12 protein-coding genes are annotated in these 18,291 nt (G+C 65.1%); 1 reads left to right on the forward strand and 11 read right to left on the reverse strand.

Translation table 11 applies throughout. The annotated features are described in order from the left end of the window. Nucleotides 1-78: 78 nt before the first annotated feature. The 8 genes from fusA to rplJ form a co-directional block, all read right to left on the reverse strand. Complete coding sequence (fusA, locus tag ACTXPP_RS02680) at nucleotides 79-2,208, reverse strand: elongation factor G (RefSeq protein WP_301498441.1); 2,130 nt, start codon at nucleotides 2,206-2,208, stop codon at nucleotides 79-81. Between the two features lie 148 nt (nucleotides 2,209-2,356). Next, nucleotides 2,357-2,827: a 30S ribosomal protein S7 gene (gene rpsG / locus ACTXPP_RS02685; protein WP_301498439.1), complete on the reverse strand. Its 471-nt coding sequence runs from the start codon at nucleotides 2,825-2,827 to the stop codon at nucleotides 2,357-2,359. A 3-nt stretch (nucleotides 2,828-2,830) separates the two neighbouring features. Then, nucleotides 2,831-3,202 carry a 30S ribosomal protein S12 gene (gene rpsL / locus ACTXPP_RS02690; protein WP_301498437.1) on the reverse strand — a complete coding sequence of 124 codons (372 nt, stop codon included), beginning with the start codon at nucleotides 3,200-3,202 and terminating at the stop codon, nucleotides 2,831-2,833. A gap of 729 nt (nucleotides 3,203-3,931) precedes the next feature. Next, nucleotides 3,932-7,903 (reverse strand): DNA-directed RNA polymerase subunit beta', encoded by a 3,972-nt coding sequence (locus ACTXPP_RS02695; RefSeq protein WP_443340753.1) that lies wholly within the window; start codon nucleotides 7,901-7,903, stop codon nucleotides 3,932-3,934. Nucleotides 7,904-7,985: 82 nt separating this feature from the next. Further along, nucleotides 7,986-11,522 carry a DNA-directed RNA polymerase subunit beta gene (gene rpoB / locus ACTXPP_RS02700; RefSeq protein ID WP_443340755.1) on the reverse strand — a complete coding sequence of 1,179 codons (3,537 nt, stop codon included), beginning with the start codon at nucleotides 11,520-11,522 and terminating at the stop codon, nucleotides 7,986-7,988. A gap of 512 nt (nucleotides 11,523-12,034) precedes the next feature. Continuing rightward, on the reverse strand, nucleotides 12,035-13,120 hold the full coding sequence (locus ACTXPP_RS02705) for a PorA family protein (RefSeq protein WP_443340758.1): 1,086 nt from the start codon (nucleotides 13,118-13,120) through the stop codon (nucleotides 12,035-12,037). 156 nt (nucleotides 13,121-13,276) lie between these two features. Next, nucleotides 13,277-13,660, reverse strand: coding sequence for a 50S ribosomal protein L7/L12 (gene rplL, locus ACTXPP_RS02710; RefSeq protein WP_443340759.1), 384 nt, complete (start codon nucleotides 13,658-13,660; stop codon nucleotides 13,277-13,279). A gap of 116 nt (nucleotides 13,661-13,776) precedes the next feature. After that, nucleotides 13,777-14,292: a 50S ribosomal protein L10 gene (gene rplJ, locus ACTXPP_RS02715; protein ID WP_301520489.1), complete on the reverse strand. Its 516-nt coding sequence runs from the start codon at nucleotides 14,290-14,292 to the stop codon at nucleotides 13,777-13,779. Between the two features lie 502 nt (nucleotides 14,293-14,794). Between rplJ and ACTXPP_RS02720 the strand changes: the two genes are divergently transcribed. Further along, nucleotides 14,795-15,682 carry a lipase family alpha/beta hydrolase gene (locus ACTXPP_RS02720; RefSeq protein ID WP_443340762.1) on the forward strand — a complete coding sequence of 296 codons (888 nt, stop codon included), beginning with the start codon at nucleotides 14,795-14,797 and terminating at the stop codon, nucleotides 15,680-15,682. Between the two features lie 231 nt (nucleotides 15,683-15,913). Here the strand turns inward: ACTXPP_RS02720 and rplA are convergent, their stop codons facing one another. From rplA to nusG, 3 genes are all read right to left on the reverse strand, one after another. After that, on the reverse strand, nucleotides 15,914-16,627 hold the full coding sequence (gene rplA / locus ACTXPP_RS02725) for a 50S ribosomal protein L1 (protein WP_443340764.1): 714 nt from the start codon (nucleotides 16,625-16,627) through the stop codon (nucleotides 15,914-15,916). Between the two features lie 150 nt (nucleotides 16,628-16,777). Next, complete coding sequence (gene rplK, locus ACTXPP_RS02730) at nucleotides 16,778-17,221, reverse strand: 50S ribosomal protein L11 (RefSeq protein WP_301498760.1); 444 nt, start codon at nucleotides 17,219-17,221, stop codon at nucleotides 16,778-16,780. Nucleotides 17,222-17,388: 167 nt separating this feature from the next. Further along, nucleotides 17,389-18,279, reverse strand: coding sequence for a transcription termination/antitermination protein NusG (gene nusG, locus ACTXPP_RS02735; RefSeq protein ID WP_443340766.1), 891 nt, complete (start codon nucleotides 18,277-18,279; stop codon nucleotides 17,389-17,391). Nucleotides 18,280-18,291 lie beyond the last annotated feature (12 nt).

Genomic DNA, 18,291 nt, shown 5'->3' on the forward strand with positions numbered 1-18,291 from the left:
TTTCCAGGGAGGTGGAGACCGTTGTTCCCACACATCCTGTTTACCAGGATGCGCAGGAAACTGTGGCGCTGTGGCGACCTAGGAGGCGGTGCCGGTGCGCTCGGCGATGATCTCCTGAGCCACGGAGGAGGGAACCTCACCGTAGGAGTCGAAGATCATGGTGTAGTTGGCGCGGCCCTGGGTCTTGGAACGCAGGTCGCCGACGTAGCCGAACATCTCGGACAGCGGGACCTTGCCCTTCACGACCTTGGCACCGGAGCGGTCCTCCATGGAGGCGATCTGACCACGGCGAGAGTTGATGTCGCCGATGACCTCACCCATGTACTCCTCGGGCGTGGTGACCTCGACGGCCATCAGCGGCTCGAGCAGGACGGGCTTCGCCTTGGCGACACCCTCCTTCAGAGCCTGGGAGCCGGCGATCTTGAAGGCCATCTCAGAGGAGTCGACGTCGTGGTAGGCACCATCGACCAGGATCGCCTTGACGTCCACCAGCGGGTAGCCGGCGAGGAAGCCGTACTGCATGGCGTCCTGGACACCAGCGTCGACGGAGGGGATGTACTCCTTCGGAATACGACCACCGGTGACGGCGTTCTCGAACTTGTAGTTCGGGTTCTCGCCTTCCTCCAGCTCCTCCGGGTCCGGGTTGTAGGGCTCGAAGGCCATGATGACCTTGGCGAACTGGCCGGAACCACCGGTCTGCTTCTTGTGGGTGAAATCGATCTTTTCCACAGCCTTGCGGATGGTCTCGCGGTACGCGACCTGCGGGTTACCGACGTTGGCCTCGACCTTGAATTCGCGCTTCATGCGGTCGACGAAGACGTCGAGGTGGAGCTCGCCCATGCCACCGATGATGGTCTGGCCGGTCTCGTCGTCGAGATTGACGGTGAAGGTCGGGTCCTCTTCGGTCAGACGCTGGATGGCGACACCCAGCTTCTCCTGGTCGGACTTGGTCTTCGGCTCGATGGAGACCTTGATGACCGGCTCCGGGAAGTCCATGGACTCCAGCAGGATCGGGTCGTTCAGGTCGCACAGGGTGTCACCGGTGGTGGTCTCCTTGAGACCGATGAAGGCGTAGATGTTACCGGCGTGAGCCTTCTCGACCGGGTTCTCCTTGTTGGCGTGCATCTGGAAGAGCTTGCCAACGCGCTCCTTCTTACCGGTGACGGCGTTGAGCACCTGCTGGCCCGGCTCGATGGAACCGGAGTAGACGCGCACGAAGGTCAGCTTGCCGAAGAACGGGTGGGCCGCGATCTTGAACGCCAGAGCGGCGAAGGGCTCCGAGTCGGACGGCTTGCGGACGAGAGCCTCATCCTCGTGGCCCGGCTTGTGGCCCTCGATGCCCTCGACATCCAGCGGGGACGGCAGGAAATCGACGACAGCGTCGAGGACCGGCTGGACGCCCTTGTTGTGGTACGCGGTGCCACAGAACACCGGGTAGATCTCGGAGTTCACGGTCATCTTGCGGATGGCGGCCTTGATCTCGTCGAGGGTGAGCTCCTCGCCGGCGAAGTACTTCTCCATGAGAGCTTCATCGGACTCTGCGACGGTCTCGAGCAGCTTCTCGCGGTACTCGGCGGCCTTGTCGGCGAGATCGGCGGGGATCTCCTCGATGACCGGGTCGGCACCCGGCTCGACCTTGCCGCGCCAGGTGCGGGCCTCCATGGTCAGCAGGTCGATGACGCCGTCGAACTTGTCCTCGGCACCGATCGGCAGCTGCATGACCAACGGCTTGGCACCGAGGCGGTCGATGATGGTCTGCACGGTGAAGTAGAAGTCCGCACCCAGCTTGTCCATCTTGTTGACGAAGCAGATACGCGGGACGTCGTACTTGTCGGCCTGACGCCAGACCTGCTCGGACTGGGGCTCAACGCCCTCCTTGCCGTCGAAGACAGCGACAGCACCGTCGAGCACGCGCAGGGAGCGCTCGACCTCGACGGTGAAGTCGACGTGACCCGGGGTGTCAATGATGTTGACCTGGTTGTCGCCCCAGAAACAGGTGACAGCGGCGGAGGTGATCGTGATGCCACGCTCCTTCTCCTGCTCCATCCAGTCGGTGGTGGATGCGCCGTCGTGGGTCTCGCCGACCTTGCGGTTGATGCCGGTGTAGAACAGGATGCGCTCGGTGGTCGTGGTCTTACCAGCATCGATGTGAGCCATGATGCCGATGTTGCGGACCTTGTTCAGGTCTTTCTGCACTTCTTGTGCCACAGTCTATTCCCTCAGTGTTGTCTACATGTTGTAGGTGGTGATAGGCGATTGTGCCATCGACCGGGCGACCACGCAGGTTCTACACCGGCCGAGGGTGTTCGTACGGTACCTGGTCTTGATCAGGACTTCAGTACGAACACCCAGTCGGTCACCAGCGGTAGTGGGCGAAGGCGCGGTTGGCCTCGGCCATCTTATGGGTGTCCTCGCGACGCTTGACGGAGGCGCCCAGACCGTTGGAGGCGTCCAGGATCTCGTTGGCCAGACGCTCGGTCATGGTGTTCTCGCGACGCTGGCGGGTGAAGGTGACGAGCCAGCGCAGTGCCAGGGTGGTGGAGCGGCCCGGGCGGACCTCAACCGGAACCTGGTAGGTGGCGCCACCGACACGGCGGGAGCGGACCTCGAGGGCGGGCTTGACGTTGTCCAGGCCCTTCTTCAGGGTCAGGACGGGGTCGGTGCCGGTCTTCTCGCGGCAGACCTCGAGTGCGCCGTAGACGATGCGCTCAGCGGTGGACTTCTTGCCGTCCAGCAGAACCTTGTTCACGAGCTGGGAGACGATGACGTCGCCGTAGACCGGATCCTCGACGACGGGACGTGCGGGTGCGGGACCTTTACGAGGCATTGTTTACTTCTCCTTCTTGACGCCGTAGCGCGAACGGGCCTGCTTACGGTCCTTGACACCCTGGGTGTCGAGGGAGCCACGGACGATCTTGTAACGGACACCCGGGAGGTCCTTCACGCCGCCACCGCGGACGAGAACCATGGAGTGCTCCTGGAGGTTGTGGCCCTCGCCGGGGATGTAGGCGGAGACCTCGATGCCGGAGGTCAGGCGCACACGCGCGACCTTACGGAGAGCGGAGTTCGGCTTCTTCGGGGTGGTGGTGTACACGCGGGTGCACACGCCACGACGCTGCGGCGAGCCCTTCAGGGCGGCCGCAGAAACCTTGCGGGTCTTGTCGTGGCGGCCCTTGCGGACCAGCTGCTGAATAGTAGGCATTAACCGACTTTCTACTTGTTCGTGTTCCGGTGCGGCCACGGCGATTACCGGGAGCATCTGGGGAGGTGCAACCAGCACGCGCGGCACATCATGGCCTCCGCGGAACCTTCTACGAGACCTTTCCCTGCCGTTCAGGGGCATCTTTGTTTTGAACGTGCCGAAACCCCTCAGCCGCTTTCGCTGGCCTACGGGGTAGAAGTTCAATCCTTGCTCACTGCCCTGAAGGGCGGCGGGTGATCCAGGGACCACACGGTCTCGCGACCGTCGGATGCGTCCTGACAAGTGGGACTGTTGCTTGACACTACCGGATCAGGCCCGGTGAACAAAATCCCGTAGTACTCGCCATTCCTGTACGGCTGTATCAGCCTCCAACCAGCGCAGACATTCAACCCCTCCCCGTCCACGCGCGCACTCCAGGATGATACGACCTCCCCCCCCCCTCCCGTCCACGCGCGCACTTCAGGGTGATACGACTGACTCACTGATGCTCCCCTGTATCCACGTTCTTCGGGTGTCACAATTCGCCTTTCCGTGCCACGGATCGGTCAAATATGAGACCCGGCCGAAGGACATGGCACCACCGGCCGGCGGGTACACATGACGAAAGCCCGGGCCCCGCGCAATGCGGGGCCCGGGCTCTGCTGGACGCGGCCCCGGCGGGCGCCTGGTCCTGCCGGAGGACCTTGGATCAGGTCAGATCAGGTCAACTCACGACCCGGGACGACTGACCTAGTTCAGGTCGAGGTCGTCCAGCGGCACGGCAGCGCCGGTGAACTCACCGTAGGAGTCGTCGCCGTAGAAACCGTCGCCGAAGGAGGACGGCAGCTGGTACGCAGCGGCACGGGCCTCCTCGGTCGGCTCGACCGTGATGTTGCGGTACTTGGAGATACCGGTACCAGCCGGGATCAGCTTACCGATGATCACGTTCTCCTTGAGGCCGATGAGCTTGTCGGAGCGCTTGTTGATCGCAGCGTCCGTCAGCACGCGGGTCGTCTCCTGGAAGGAGGCGGCCGACAGCCAGGAGTCGGTGGCCAGCGAGGCCTTGGTGATACCCATGATCTCGGCACGGACCTCCACCGGACGTCCACCGGTCTGCACAGCGGTCTTCGAGGCGGCCACGGCATCGGCGTGGTCCACCAGCGAGCCCGGCAGGTACTCGGTCGAACCGGAGTCGATGACGGTCACGCGGCGGAGCATCTGGCGCACGATGATCTCGATGTGCTTGTCGTGGATGGCCACACCCTGGTCGCGGTAGACCTTCTGCACCTCGTTGATCAGGTGCTGCTGAACGCCACGGCGGCCCATCACCCGGAGAACCTCGTGCGGGTCGGCGGCACCCTTGAGCAGCTGCTGACCACGGACGACCTTGTCGCCCTGCTTGATCTGACGCTCGTAGTCGCCGGACTTGATCAGGGCCAGGCCCTGACGCTTCGACAGCTTCTCGTAGACGACCTCGTCCGAGCCATCGGCCGGGACGATCGTCAGGGTGTAGAAGTTGTCGTCGTCCTCGATGCGGACCGTACCGTCGACTGAGGCAATCGGGGCCTTGGCCTTCGGCACGCGGGCCTCGAACAGCTCCTGGACACGCGGCAGACCACCGGTGATGTCGCCACCGACACCACCCTGGTGGAAGGTACGCATGGTCAGCTGGGTACCCGGCTCACCAATGGACTGCGCGGCGACGATACCCACGGCCTCGCCGATGTCGACCTTCTTACCGGTCGCCATGGAGCGCCCGTAGCAGGTCGCACAGACACCGGTGGAGGTGTCACAGGTCATCACGGAGCGGACCTTGATCTCGGCCACGCCGGCGGCGACCAGCATGTCGATCTCCGGCTCACCCAGGTCGATGCCGGCCTCGATGACCACGGAGCCGTCGGCACCGATGGCATCGGCAGCCAGGAAGCGGCCGGTCGCGGCGGTCTCGACGAACTCGGCGCGACGGTAGCTACCGGTCGGCTGACCCTGAGCGTCGAGGACAGCCTCGGCGAGCGGGATGGTGACACCCTTGGAGGTGCCACAGTCGTCCTCGCGAACGATGACATCCTGGGCGACATCCACCAGACGACGGGTCAGGTAACCCGAGTCGGCGGTACGCAGCGCGGTATCGGCCAGGCCCTTACGGGAACCGTGGGAGTTGTTGAAGTACTCCAGCACGGACAGACCCTCACGGAAGGAGGTCTTGATCGGACGGGTGATGTAGTCACCACGCGAGTTCGTGACCATGCCCTTCATGCCGGCCAGGGTCCAGATCTGACGCATGTTACCGGCGGCACCGGACTTCACGATCATCGGAATCGGGTTGTCGTCCGGGTACAGCTTCTCCACGGACTCACCGACGAAGTCGGTGGCTTCCTTCCACAGGTCGACCAGCGAGTTGTAACGCTCGGTCTGGTTGATCTTGCCTCGGGCCAGCTTCTTCTCGATGACGCGGGCACGCTGCTCGTAGCCGTCGAGGATCTCGTGCTTGTTCGGCAGAACCAGCACGTCGTGCATGGTGATGGTCACGCCGGAACGGGTCGCCCAGTAGAAACCGGCGTCCTTGAGCTTGTCCACGGTCTGCGCGACGGTGATCATCGGGTACTTCGCGGCGAGGTCGTTGATGACCGCGGCCTGCGGCTTCTTGCCCATGACACCGTTGACGAAGGGGTAGTTCCACGGCAGCAGCTCGTTGAACAGCACGCGGCCCAGCGTGGTGCTCGCCAGCCAGACCTGGCCCTTCTGCCAGCCGTCGGGGAAGTACTCGGCCTCGACGTCCTCCGGCGGGCGGAGGTGGTCGATGCGGACCTTGATCGGGGCCTGCAGCCCCAGGGCGTCACGGTCGTAGGCCATGATCGCCTCGGCGAGGGTGGAGTACACGCCCCGCTCCGGGCCGTTCTCGTCGGCCGGGGTGTAGCCACCCTGGCCGCCGATCTCGCCCTCGGTCTTCTCCAGGGTCAGGAAGTACAGGCCGGTCACCATGTCCAGACGCGGCATGGCCAGCGGCTTACCGGACGCCGGGGACAGGATGTTGTTGGACGCCAGCATCAGGATGCGGGCCTCGGCCTGGGCCTCGTCGGACAGCGGCAGGTGGACTGCCATCTGGTCACCGTCGAAGTCGGCGTTGAAGGCCTCACAGGCCAGCGGGTGCAGCTGGATGGCCTTACCCTCGACGAGCACCGGCTCGAAGGCCTGGATACCCAGGCGGTGCAGGGTGGGGGCACGGTTCAGCATCACCGGGTGCTCGGCGATGGCGTCCTCCAGAACGTCCCACACCTCGGGACGCTGGCGCTCGACCATGCGCTTGGCCGACTTGATGTTCTGCGCGTAGGACTTCTCGACCAGGCGCTTCATCACGAACGGCTTGAACAGCTCCAGGGCCATCTGCTTCGGCAGACCACACTGGTGCAGCTTCAGCTGCGGGCCGACGATGATCACCGAACGGCCGGAGTAGTCGACACGCTTACCCAGCAGGTTCTGGCGGAAGCGGCCCTGCTTGCCCTTGAGCAGGTCAGACAGGGACTTCAACGGACGGTTGCCCGGGCCGGTGACCGGACGGCCACGACGGCCGTTGTCGAACAGTGCGTCCACCGACTCCTGCAGCATGCGCTTCTCGTTGTTCACGATGATCTCGGGTGCGCCGAGGTCCAGCATGCGCTTGAGGCGGTTGTTGCGGTTGATGACACGACGGTAGAGGTCGTTGAGGTCGGAGGTCGCGAAGCGGCCACCGTCGAGCTGCACCATCGGGCGCAGCTCCGGCGGGATCACCGGGACAGCGTCGAGGACCATGCCGGCCGGGTCGTTACCGGAACGCAGGAACGCGGCGACGACCTTCAGGCGCTTGAGCGCGCGCAGCTTCTTCTGGCCCTTGCCGTCGCGGATGGTCTCGCGCAGCGACTCGGCCTCGGCCTCGAGGTCGAAGGAGCGGATCAGGGTCTGGATGGACTCCGCGCCCATGCCGCCGGTGAAGTAGTCCTCGTAGCGGTCGACGAGCTCGTTGTAGATGCCCTCGTCGACGATCATCTGTTTCGGGGCGAGCTTGACGAAGGTGCTCCAGATCTCGTCGAGACGCTCGACCTCACGCTCGGCGCGCTCACGGATGTGGCGCATCTCGCGCTCGGCGGCGGTCTGGATCTTGCGCTTGGCGTCGGCCTTGGCACCGGCGGCCTCGAGCTCGGCCAGGTCGGCCTCGAGCTTCTCGGAACGCTCCTGGAGGTCGGAGTCGCGGTCGTTCTCGACCTCCTTCTTCTCCAGCATCATCTCTGCCTCGAGGGTGGTCTGGTCGTTGTGACGACCCTCCTCGTCCACCGAGGTGATGATGTTGGCGGCGAAGTAGATGATCTTCTCGAGATCCTTCGGCGCCAGGTCCAGCAGGTAGCCGAGACGGGACGGCACGCCCTTGAAGTACCAGATGTGGGTGACCGGGGCGGCGAGCTCGAGGTGGCCCATGCGCTCACGGCGCACCTTGGACTTCGTCACCTCGACGCCACAGCGCTCACAGATGATGCCCTTGTAACGGACGCGCTTGTACTTGCCGCAGGCACACTCCCAGTCGCGGGTCGGCCCGAAGATGCGCTCGCAGAACAGGCCGTCCTTCTCCGGCTTCAGGGTGCGGTAGTTGATGGTCTCCGGCTTCTTGACCTCGCCAGTCGACCACCGACGGATGTCGTCGGCGGTGGCGAGACCGATACGCAGTTCGTCAAAGAAGTTGACGTCCAGCACGTGGACTCCCTTTCCCCTCCGCCTTCACGCGGAGGAGTGAGTAGTGGTGAAAATGTACAGAGTCGTATCTGGTGGTGGGAGACTATCCCACGTCGCTGTCGGCGTCCGGACGCTCATCGCGGGACAGGTTGATGCCCAGCGCGGCGTTCGCGTGGTCGAGCTCGTCGTCGTCGGTGGAGCTCAGCTCCATCGGCGTGCCGTCGGCTGCCAGGACCTGGACGTTGAGGCAGAGGGACTGCAGCTCCTTGAGCAGGACCTTGAAGGACTCCGGGATGCCCGGATCCGGGATGTTCTCGCCCTTGACGATCGCCTCGTACACCTTCACGCGGCCGACCACGTCGTCCGACTTGATGGTGAGCAGCTCCTGGAGGGTGTAGGCCGCGCCGTACGCCTGCATGGCCCACACCTCCATCTCGCCGAATCGCTGACCACCGAACTGGGCCTTACCACCGAGCGGCTGCTGGGTGATCATGGAGTACGGGCCGGTGGAACGGGCGTGGATCTTCTCGTCGACCAGGTGGTGCAGCTTCAGCATGTACATGTAGCCGACGGACACCGGGTAGGGGTAGGGCTCGCCGGAGCGGCCGTCGATGAGGTCGGCCTTGCCGAACTCGTCGGTGAGCTTGATGCCGTCGCGGTTCGGACGCACCGAACGCAGCAGCCCGGAAAGCTCCTCGTTGTTTGCACCGTCGAACACCGGGGTGGCGGTGAGCGAGTCGGCGGGGACGTCGTAGAGGTCCTCGGGCAGGGTCTCCAGCATCGCCTGGATCTTGGGGTCCTCGGAGTTGGTGTCGACCGACCAGCCGTTCTTGGCGAGCCAGCCGAGGTGGGTCTCCAGGACCTGTCCGATGTTCATACGACGCGGAACACCGTGGGTGTTCAGGATGATGTCGACCGGGGTGCCGTCCGGCAGGAACGGCATGTCCTCGGCGGGCAGGATCTTACCGACGACACCCTTGTTGCCGTGGCGGCCGGCGAGCTTGTCGCCGTCCTGGATCTTGCGCTTCTGGGCCACGTAGACCCGCACCATCTCGTTGACGCCCGGGGACAGGTCGTCGTCGTCCTCACGGGAGAACACGCGCACGCCGATGACCTTGCCGGTCTCGCCGTGGGGCACCTTCATGGAGGTGTCGCGGACCTCGCGGGCCTTCTCACCGAAGATGGCGCGCAGCAGGCGTTCCTCCGGGGTCAGCTCGGTCTCGCCCTTCGGGGTGACCTTACCGACGAGGATGTCGCCGTCGCGGACGTCAGCACCGATGCGGACGATACCGCGCTCGTCGAGGTCGGCCAGCACGTCGTCACCGACGTTCGGGATGTCCCGGGTGATCTCCTCCGGGCCGAGCTTGGTGTCGCGGGCGTCGATCTCGTGCTCCTCGATGTGGACCGAGGTGAGGATGTCCTCCTCAACCATGCGCTGGTTGAGGATGATGGCGTCCTCGTAGTTGTGGCCCTCCCACGGCATGAAGGCGACCAGCAGGTTGCGGCCCAGCGCCATCTCACCGTTGTCGGTGCCGGGGCCGTCGGCGATGGCCTGGCCGGCCTCGACGCGGTCACCCTGGCTGACCAGCGGCTTCTGGTTGTAGCAGGTGCCCTGGTTGGTGCGCTCGAACTTGCGGAGCATGTAGGTGTCGCGCACGCCGTCATCATCCATGATGGTGACGTAGTCGGCGGAGACGAACTCCACGGCACCGGCCTTGGGGGTCACGATGACGTCGCCGGCATCGTAGGCGGCACGCTGCTCCATACCGGTACCGACGAACGGTGCTTCGGCGCGCAGCAGCGGCACGGCCTGACGCTGCATGTTCGCACCCATCAGGGCACGGTTGGCGTCATCGTGCTCGAGGAACGGAATCATGGCGGTCGCCACCGACACCATCTGGCGCGGGGAGACGTCCATGTAGTCGACCTCGGCGGCCGGGACGACTTCCACGTCACCACCGCGGAGACGGACCTCGATCTGCTCCTCGGTGAACTTCTTGTCGCCGTCGAACGGGGTGTTCGCCTGGGCGATGATGTGGCGGTCCTCCTCGTCGGCGGTGAGGTAGTCGACCATGTCGGTGATCTGACCGTTCTCGACGCGACGGTAAGGGGTCTCGATGAAGCCGAAGGGGTTGACGCGGGCGTAGGACGCCAGCGAACCGATCAGACCGATGTTCGGCCCCTCAGGGGTCTCGATCGGGCACATACGGCCGTAGTGGGACGGGTGGACGTCGCGGACCTCGAGGCCGGCGCGCTCACGGGACAGACCACCGGGTCCCAGGGCGGACAGACGACGCTTGTTCGTCAGGCCGGACAGGGAGTTGTTCTGGTCCATGAACTGGGACATCTGCGAGGTACCGAAGAACTCACGGATGGCCGCGGAGACCGGGCGGACGTTGATCAGCGAGGTCGGGGTGATCGACTCGGCGTCCTGCGTGGTCATCCGCTCGCGGACGACACGCTCCATACGGGACAGACCGACCCGGATCTGGTTCTGGATCAGCTCACCGACGGTACGCACGCGACGGTTGCCGAAGTGGTCGATGTCGTCGGTACCCAGCGGGACCTCGACGCTGTCGGGGGAGAGCATGGACTTCTCACCGGAGTGCAGACGCACGAGGTACTCGATGGTGGTGAGGATGTCCTGCTCGGTCAGGGTCGTCGGGCCGTGGCCGTCGGTCCCCAGGCCCAGCTTGCGGTTGACCTTGTAACGGCCGACCTTGGCCAGGTCGTAGCGCTTGGCCTTGAAGAAGCTGTTCTCCAGCAGGGCCTGTGCGGAATCGCGGGTCGGCGACTCGCCCGGACGCTGCTTGCGGTAGATCTCCAGCAGAGCCTCGTCGGTGTTGGCCACACCGTCCTTCTCGAGGGTGGACATCATGATCTCGGAGAACCCGAAACGCTGGGTGATCTCCTCGGCGGTCAGGCCCAGTGCCTTCAGCAGGACAGTGACCGGCTGGCGGCGCTTGCGGTCGAAGCGTACACCGACGGTGTCGCGCTTGTCGACGTCGAACTCGAGCCATGCACCGCGGGACGGGATGACCTTGACCGCGTGCAGCGGACGCTCGGTGCCCGGGTCGATGGACTCGTCGAAGTACACGCCCGGGGAACGGACGAGCTGGGAGACAACGACACGCTCGGTGCCGTTGATGATGAAGGTGCCCTTGTCGGTCATCATCGGGAAGTCGCCGATGAAGACGGTCTGGCTCTTGATCTCGCCAGACATGGCGTTGGTGAACTCCGCAGTGACGTACAGCGGAGCCGAGTAGTTGATGTCCTTGTCCTTGCACTCGTCGACGGTGTTCTTCACCTCGTCGAATCGCGGCTCGGACAGGGTCAGGGACATGTTCTCGGAGTAGTCCTCGACCGGGGACAACTCGTCGAGGATGTCCTCCAGACCGGAGGTGATGCGGACACCCTCACCGGCCTCAGCCTGCTTGCGGGCACGCCACTGCGGCGTGCCGACGAGCCAGGCGAAAGAATCTCTCTGAATGTCGAGAAGACCCGGAACCTCGATCGGGGCATCGATCTTCGCGAACGAGTGTCGTTGCGAAGCACCGGGAATACCGGAGTCGAGGACTCCGGAGATTCCGGGGGTGGAACTGGTCTGGCGGGAGACTGCCAAGATGGGTCCTTCCAGCACCTTACGTGTCCAGTCGAACGTCGGGTCCGTCTCCGGCTCCCATGGGTGGGGTGCCGGACCCGGAGGGTCCCGACCTCGGCGGACGCGGTTGCTTTAAGCGTACGGTCAGCGGTGGTCTGTGGGGGATCGATGTCGGTGGTGTGCAGCGAGGGAACTGTCGTGGTGAGGCTCTGGTGAACCTTGCCCAGAAAACAGTTAATAGACCTTGTCAAGTTGCCGTCTGCCGGTCGATTCGGCGTGGTCGGTTACGGTGCTTCTCCACCGTGCCGTGACCATGTCGTTTCCTCCCGGGACGTCACTCATCAAGGTCGTATCCTGTTGGTACCGCAGCATCGCCAGACATCAATCCAGCGCAACGATCGACCTTATATCACCGGACACGCAATGTCCACCCCTATTGACACCCGTGCAAAGCTACCCCCGAGTGTGTCGTCGGTCACCACCGGGCGACCATCGATACCGCCGCGCCACCGACGCCATCGACGCTACCGATGTTACCTTTGCTGCCGACGTTACCGCGCATGTCGCGACTGCCTGCGCTGCGGCCGGAGAGCCACCACTGCGGAACCGAGTGCCACGATAGCACCTGTGACCGTCAACGCAAGACCCCACTGCCGGGTGGGCCGGTCACGTCCCAGCTCCACGGCCTGACCGAGCAGCTCCCCACGCACGTCATCCGGGGTGGATCCGGTGAAAGCGGAGAGCAGTTCAATCTCCTCGTCGCCGACGACGTAGGCATCTCGCAGATCCTCGGTCACCGAGACGATCATGCCGCTGGACGGCTCCACGCGGAACTCGCGGACGCCGGAGCGCACCAGCTGGGCGTCCTGCCCGTCGGTGGTGTCAGCCATCGTCACCGCGGGTGAATTACGCAGGTAGTCCGGGTTCCCCACGGCGACCGGCTCATTGTCGAACTCCTGGCGGAAGACGAAGACCTCCTCGCCGTCGACCTCCTCGGTCTGGACGAAGGCCGCCGGCAGGTCCCGGCGCAGCAGGTTGTCGAAGACCCGGTAGTCCTCCTGTCCGGTGCCCCGCGGGAACGACAACCATTGCCCGGTGACCTCGGTAGGTGCCGCCGGTGTTCCCGGCGTATCCGCCACCTTGGCCTCGCCGAGAGATTCACCGGTGTGGCGGTCGATCCGGTAGGACCAGACCTCGGCGTCCAGCAGCGCGTCCGGGTTCTGCGTGGTGGCGTCCGCGGCAGCCGGTGCGTCGGAGCTGCCGGCGTCAGCGCCAGCGCCCGCACGAGCGTCAGCCAGATCGTCCCGCACGGAGGTGACACCCACCGTGGCCGCCGCGGCATCATCGTCCGCGGGCTCGCCCAGCGACACCGCGTAGGTCTTGGTCACCGGCGCGGTGACCGACTGCGGCTGGTCCCCCTCCCCCTCCGCCTCTTCCCCGTCGGCGTCCGCACCGGCGAGGAGGTAGGACGGACCGATCTCGGCAGCATCGTCCTCCATCGTCAACTGGCGCTGCTCCAATGACAGCGGGACCGGACGCTCGGGCGGCACCAGCGTCGGCAAGGCCAGGCCCACGGCGATGAGGATGCAGCCCAACCCCAGGGAGAGGACAGCGACGACGCGGGACCTTGGAAGCATGCAGACCATTCTACCGACATATCCACATCCGTAGCGTTGACATCCCCGGCGACATCCCCGGCGACATGCCGACGATCATCCCCGGAACGACGAAAACCCCGCCGGACGCAGATGCGTCGGGCGGGGTAAGCCACGCGGTGTGAACCGCAGTGAAAACTACTTGAGGGCGACCTTGGCGCCGGCCTCTTCGAGCTTGGTCTTGGCAGCCTCGGCGTCGTCCTTGGAGGCAGCCTCCAGGATGGCCTTCGGGGCACCCTCGACGAGCTCCTTGGCCTCCTTCAGGCCCAGGCCGGAGACGATCTCGCGGACAACCTTGATCACGCCGATCTTCTTGGCGCCGGCATCCTCGAGGACGACGTCGAACTCGTCCTTCTCCTCCTCGGCGGGAGCAGCAGCGCCCGGAGCGGCAGCGGCGACGGCGGCCGGAGCGGCGGCGGTGACGTCGAAGGTGTCCTCGAAGAGCTTGACGAACTCAGAGAGCTCGATCAGGGTCATCTCCTTGAAAGCCTCGAGCAGTTCGTCGTTGGTGAACTTAGCCATGGTGGCGTCCTTTCTTTGTCCCGGTGACGGTCATCGCGTCGACGCGGGGTACAGGGGTAAAACGAATGGTGGTGGTGTGCACCGTCGGCGCACACCGGCAGTTGACCCGCGGAGGGTTACGCTGCCTTCTTCTCCTGGAGCGCGGCGGAAAGCCGTGCGACCTGGGATGCCGGGGCGTTGAAGAGAGCCGCAGCCTTGCTGAGGGAGCCCTGCATGGCGCCGGCCAGCTTGGCCAGGGTGGTCTCGCGGTTGTCCAGGTCGGCGATTGCCTGGACCTGGTCTGCGGACAGCGCATTGCCGTCCATGTTGCCGCCCTTGATCACGAGAGCCTTGTGATCCGCACCGAACTTCTTGAGCGCCTTGGCGGCGTCGACGGCCTCGCCCTGAATGAAGGCGACGGCAGTCGGTCCGGTCAGCAGATCATCGTCGAGCTCAACACCGGCCTGCTTAGCGGCCAGCTTGATCAAGGTGTTCTTGGCGACGGAGTAGGTGACCTCCGAACCCAGTGCCTGTCGCAGCTCGGTCGTCTCGGCGACGGACAGTCCACGGTACTCAGTGAGCACTGCGGCGCTGGCGTTCTCGAAACGAGCGGTGAGCTCCGCCACGGATGCGGTGTTCTTCGCGTTTGCCATACTCTCGCCTCCTTCCTGATGTCTGTCGGTGGTGCGACCGGTTCGGTGTGCGAAGCAGAATCAGACGTCTCCCCCTGACGACGATAACGCCCCGTGCCACAGGGCACGGGGCGTCAGTGGGCGGCTCGGTCCGTGTCAGCCTGGCTGACTCGGTGGCGCTCCTGGTGTCCCATGTTTCCCTGCGCAGGTCGCCATCTGCCAAGTGGTCAGCATGATGGTCCTTCGTCCGACACCCCCGGATGTCCAGGGATGACGTCGACCGACGGTCTCCGGTGAAACTTGAACGTTCGCGGGCATGCCGCGATCAAACTTCGTGTCACAGTCTAACCCCCGCACGCCACAGCACCAAATCGGTGCCGTGACTCTCACCGAAGCCAGTCCACCGGAGCGTCCTGCTTAGTACATTGGGGAAATGACTTCCGCGAGCTACACACCACCCTACACACCGAACCACCGGCACTTCCTGCCAGCATTCCTGCGCTCATTCGGGAGCACGGACAAGATGCCCAGCGGAGTCAATGACTGGGACTCCCCGCTCTCCGAGGAGCACCCTGTACCGGTCGTCCTCTTCCACGGCACCTGGATGAGCAGCTACGGGACCTGGTCGCTGATCGCCCCGGAGCTGGCCAACCACGGCTACCGGGTGTTCGCACTGAACTACGGCACCAACCCGGAGAGCTTCCTGGGACGCCGCAAGTGCTGCTTCGCCAACGGTCCCCTGTTGGAGAGCCAGGATGAGGTCGCCGCATTCATCGACCGCGTCCTGAAGGCCACCGGCGCAGAGCAGGTCGACGTCATCGGCCACTCCCAGGGCTCCGCGCAGACCCGCCTGCTGCTCAGCGAGCACGAGGGACGCTTCGCCGGCGGAGCGCCGAAGATCCGCAACGTCATCGGCATCGCCGGCGCCGGCCACGGCACCACCCTGATGGGCATCGGTTCGGGCCTGTCACGACTGCGCGACAAGCTGGAGGGCAAGTTCGACCTCTCCAAGCTGCTGCGCAAGACCCTCGGACAGTGCGCCGAGGACCAGGTCGTGGGGTCGGACGTCGTGGCGCACATCAACCGCAACGGCGACACCGTGCCCGGCGTGACCTACACGATGATCGGTTCGAAGTACGACGAGATCGTCACCCCATGGCGCATCCAGTTCCTCGAGGCCGGCGAAGGTGCGACGGCACACAACTTCAGCGTCCAGGACGACAACCCCACCGACATGAGCGACCACCTGTCCCTGCTGTACTCGCCGCGCACCCTGGACCACATCCTTGAGCGTCTCTCCGACAGCGACTCCGGGGAGGACGGCGCCTACCGCCGCGACCACCCGATGGTCACCGGCCGCGTCCTGCCACTGCTGGGCCTCATCGGTAAGGCCGGTCAGGTCGGGCGGTAGGGCCGACCTCAACCGAGACCACCCCCTCCGGGACCTGCGGCTGCAGCTAAGTGTCCCCATTTCGGTCGCTTCATGTGTAGTCAAGTGACCGAATCGGGGACGCTTAGCTACACCGGGGCCGCAACGTAGGACGGCGCGGCGGACGGCGCCGACGGCGCCGCCAGCCGGCGCGTCCTGAAACACAAGAAACCCCCGCTGCCCAGGCAGCGGGGGTTCGTCGTGCGGGAGGATCTACTCCTCTTCGCCGGTGAAGTTCTTCACCACGGTGGCGTCGACCTGGATGCCCGGGCCGGAGGTGGTGGCGATGGTCGCCTTCTTGATGTAACGGCCCTTGGCTGCGGACGGCTTGAGACGCTGCAGCTCATCGATCAGGGCACCGTAGTTCTCGGCGAGAGCCTTCTCGGAGAAGGAGGCCTTGCCGATGATGGCGTGCAGGTTACCGGCCTTGTCGACACGGAAGGAGATCTTGCCGCCCTTGATCTCCTGGACGGCCTTGGCGACGTCGGTGGTGACGGTGCCGGTCTTCGGGTTCGGCATCAGACCACGCGGGCCCAGCACGCGAGCGACGCGGCCGACCTTGGCCATCTGGTCCGGGGTGGCGATCGCGGCGTCGAAGTCGGTCCAGCCGTCCTGGATCTTCTCGATCAGCTCGGCGGTGCCGACAGCCTCGGCGCCGGCCTCTTCGGCGGCGGTGGCGTTCGGGCCCTCGGCGAAGACGATGACGCGGACGTCCTTACCGGTGCCGTTGGGCAGGGAGACGGTGCCGCGGACCAGCTGGTCAGCCTTGCGGGGGTCAACGCCCAGGCGGAGGGCCACGTCGACGGTCGCGTCGTGGTTCTTGGAGGAGGTTTCCTTGGCGAGGGCGACAGCCTCGATCGGGGAGTAGAGACGATCGGCGTCGATCTTCTCGGCGGCGGCGCGGTAGGCCTTGGAGTTCTTGCTCATGGTGGGGTTCCAATCAGGTTCTTGGATTGTGGTAGTCGGGCCGCAAGTGGCCCTGCCACGGTGTAACTGGTGACACTGCCTGGGGAGGCAGGACGATCTGGGGTTCCGGCACCGTGACGGTGCCGGAGGTCCGGTCAGTGAGGAGAAGTCCTACTGGGCCGGAGCGTCGACGACGTCGATGCCCATGGAGCGGGCGGTGCCGGCGATGATGCGGGCGCCGTTCTCCAGGTCGTTGGCGTTGATGTCCTCGAACTTGGTCTGGGCGATCTCGCGGCACTGGGCCCAGCTGACCTGACCGACCTTGTCGGTGTGGGGGACGCCGGAGCCCTTCTGGATACCGGCGGCCTTCAGCAGCAGCTTGGCTGCCGGCGGGGTCTTCAGCTTGAAGTCGAAGCTGCGGTCCTCGTAGACGGTGATCTCAACCGGGATCACGTTGCCACGCTGGGCCTCGGTGGCGGCGTTGTAGGCCTTGCAGAACTCCATGATGTTGACGCCGTGCGCACCGAGCGCCGGGCCGACGGGCGGAGCCGGGTTGGCGGCGCCAGCCTGGATCTGCAGCTTGATCAGGCCAGTGACCTTCTTCTTCTTTGCCATTGTCAATACCTCATTCACGTGGTACCAGGTGCGCGCCGATGGCTCAGCGGACACACCTGACCGGATGCCGGCCTTGATGCCGGCCACCGGGTGGGATGTTTTCCTTGCAGCTGGGCCGTACCGTCCGGACACGCCGGTCAGGTCATGGACACAGCAACGGTAAAACTCTAGTTGAGCTTCTCAACCTGGTCAAATGCCAGGTCGACCGGGGTCTCACGGCCGAAGATCGAGACCAGGGCCTTGAGCTTCGAGTTCGTGGCGTCGATCTCGGAGATGGTCGCCGAGACCGAGGCGAAGGGACCGGAGAGGACGGTGACGGACTCGCCGACCTCGAAGTCCACCTCGACCTGCTCGGCCGCCGGGGTCGGAGCCATGGCGACACCGGTGTCGCTGACGTCCACTCCACCGGTCGCGCTGTCGGTGTCCTCGGTGGATTCTTCTGCCTTGGCGGCCTCCGGCGGCAGCAGGAACTTGGCGACCTCACGGATCTTCACCGGGGTCGGCTGGCCCTCGTTGCCGACGAAGGAGGTGACGCCCGGGGTGTCACGGATGACCGACCAGGAGGCGTCGTCCAGCTCGATACGGACCAGGACGTAGCCCGGGAGCAGCTTGCGCTTGACGCGCTTACGCTTGCCGTCCTTGATCTCGGTGACCTCCTCGATCGGCACGACGACCTCGTGGATCTGCTGGTCGACACCGAGGGTGCGGGAACGGGTCTCGAGGTTGGTCTTCACCTTGTTCTCGTAGCCGGAGTAGCACTGGATGATGTACCACTCGCCGTCGAGCTTCTTCAGGGCGCGCATGAACTCCCGCAGGCGGGTCTTGTAGGCGTCCATGGCGGCGTCCTCGACGCTGGGGGCGGCGGCGTCAGCGGCGGCGTCGTCAGCGTTCTCGGCGGAGGCGTCGCCGAGGGCCTGTGCGGAGGCCTCCAGGGAGGCATCGGCGTTGGTGTCGGCGTTGGCGCCGGCGAGCTCGTTGACAGCCTGCTGGACGTCGTCCTGCGCGGCGGCGGCGAGGCCCTCCGCGGTCGTGGTGTCGTGGGTCGTGTCGTCACTCATGATGTGATCTTC

It is taken from the genome of Candidatus Corynebacterium faecigallinarum (assembly GCF_052264515.1).
GTDB lineage: Bacteria > Actinomycetota > Actinomycetes > Mycobacteriales > Mycobacteriaceae > Corynebacterium > Corynebacterium faecigallinarum.

What these genes read in the sequence shown, in the direction of transcription:
- rplJ (WP_301520489.1), bottom strand. Translation starts at nt 14,292, where the DNA reads ATGGCAAACGCGAAGAACACCGCATCCGTGGCGGAGCTCACCGCTCGT.
- nusG (WP_443340766.1), bottom strand. Translation starts at nt 18,279, where the DNA reads ATGAGTGACGACACGACCCACGACACCACGACCGCGGAGGGCCTCGCC.
- ACTXPP_RS02705 (WP_443340758.1), bottom strand. Translation starts at nt 13,120, where the DNA reads ATGCTTCCAAGGTCCCGCGTCGTCGCTGTCCTCTCCCTGGGGTTGGGC.
- rpsG (WP_301498439.1), bottom strand. Translation starts at nt 2,827, where the DNA reads ATGCCTCGTAAAGGTCCCGCACCCGCACGTCCCGTCGTCGAGGATCCG.
- ACTXPP_RS02720 (WP_443340762.1), top strand. Translation starts at nt 14,795, where the DNA reads ATGCCCAGCGGAGTCAATGACTGGGACTCCCCGCTCTCCGAGGAGCAC.
- rplA (WP_443340764.1), bottom strand. Translation starts at nt 16,627, where the DNA reads ATGAGCAAGAACTCCAAGGCCTACCGCGCCGCCGCCGAGAAGATCGAC.
- rplL (WP_443340759.1), bottom strand. Translation starts at nt 13,660, where the DNA reads ATGGCTAAGTTCACCAACGACGAACTGCTCGAGGCTTTCAAGGAGATG.
- rplK (WP_301498760.1), bottom strand. Translation starts at nt 17,221, where the DNA reads ATGGCAAAGAAGAAGAAGGTCACTGGCCTGATCAAGCTGCAGATCCAG.
- rpsL (WP_301498437.1), bottom strand. Translation starts at nt 3,202, where the DNA reads ATGCCTACTATTCAGCAGCTGGTCCGCAAGGGCCGCCACGACAAGACC.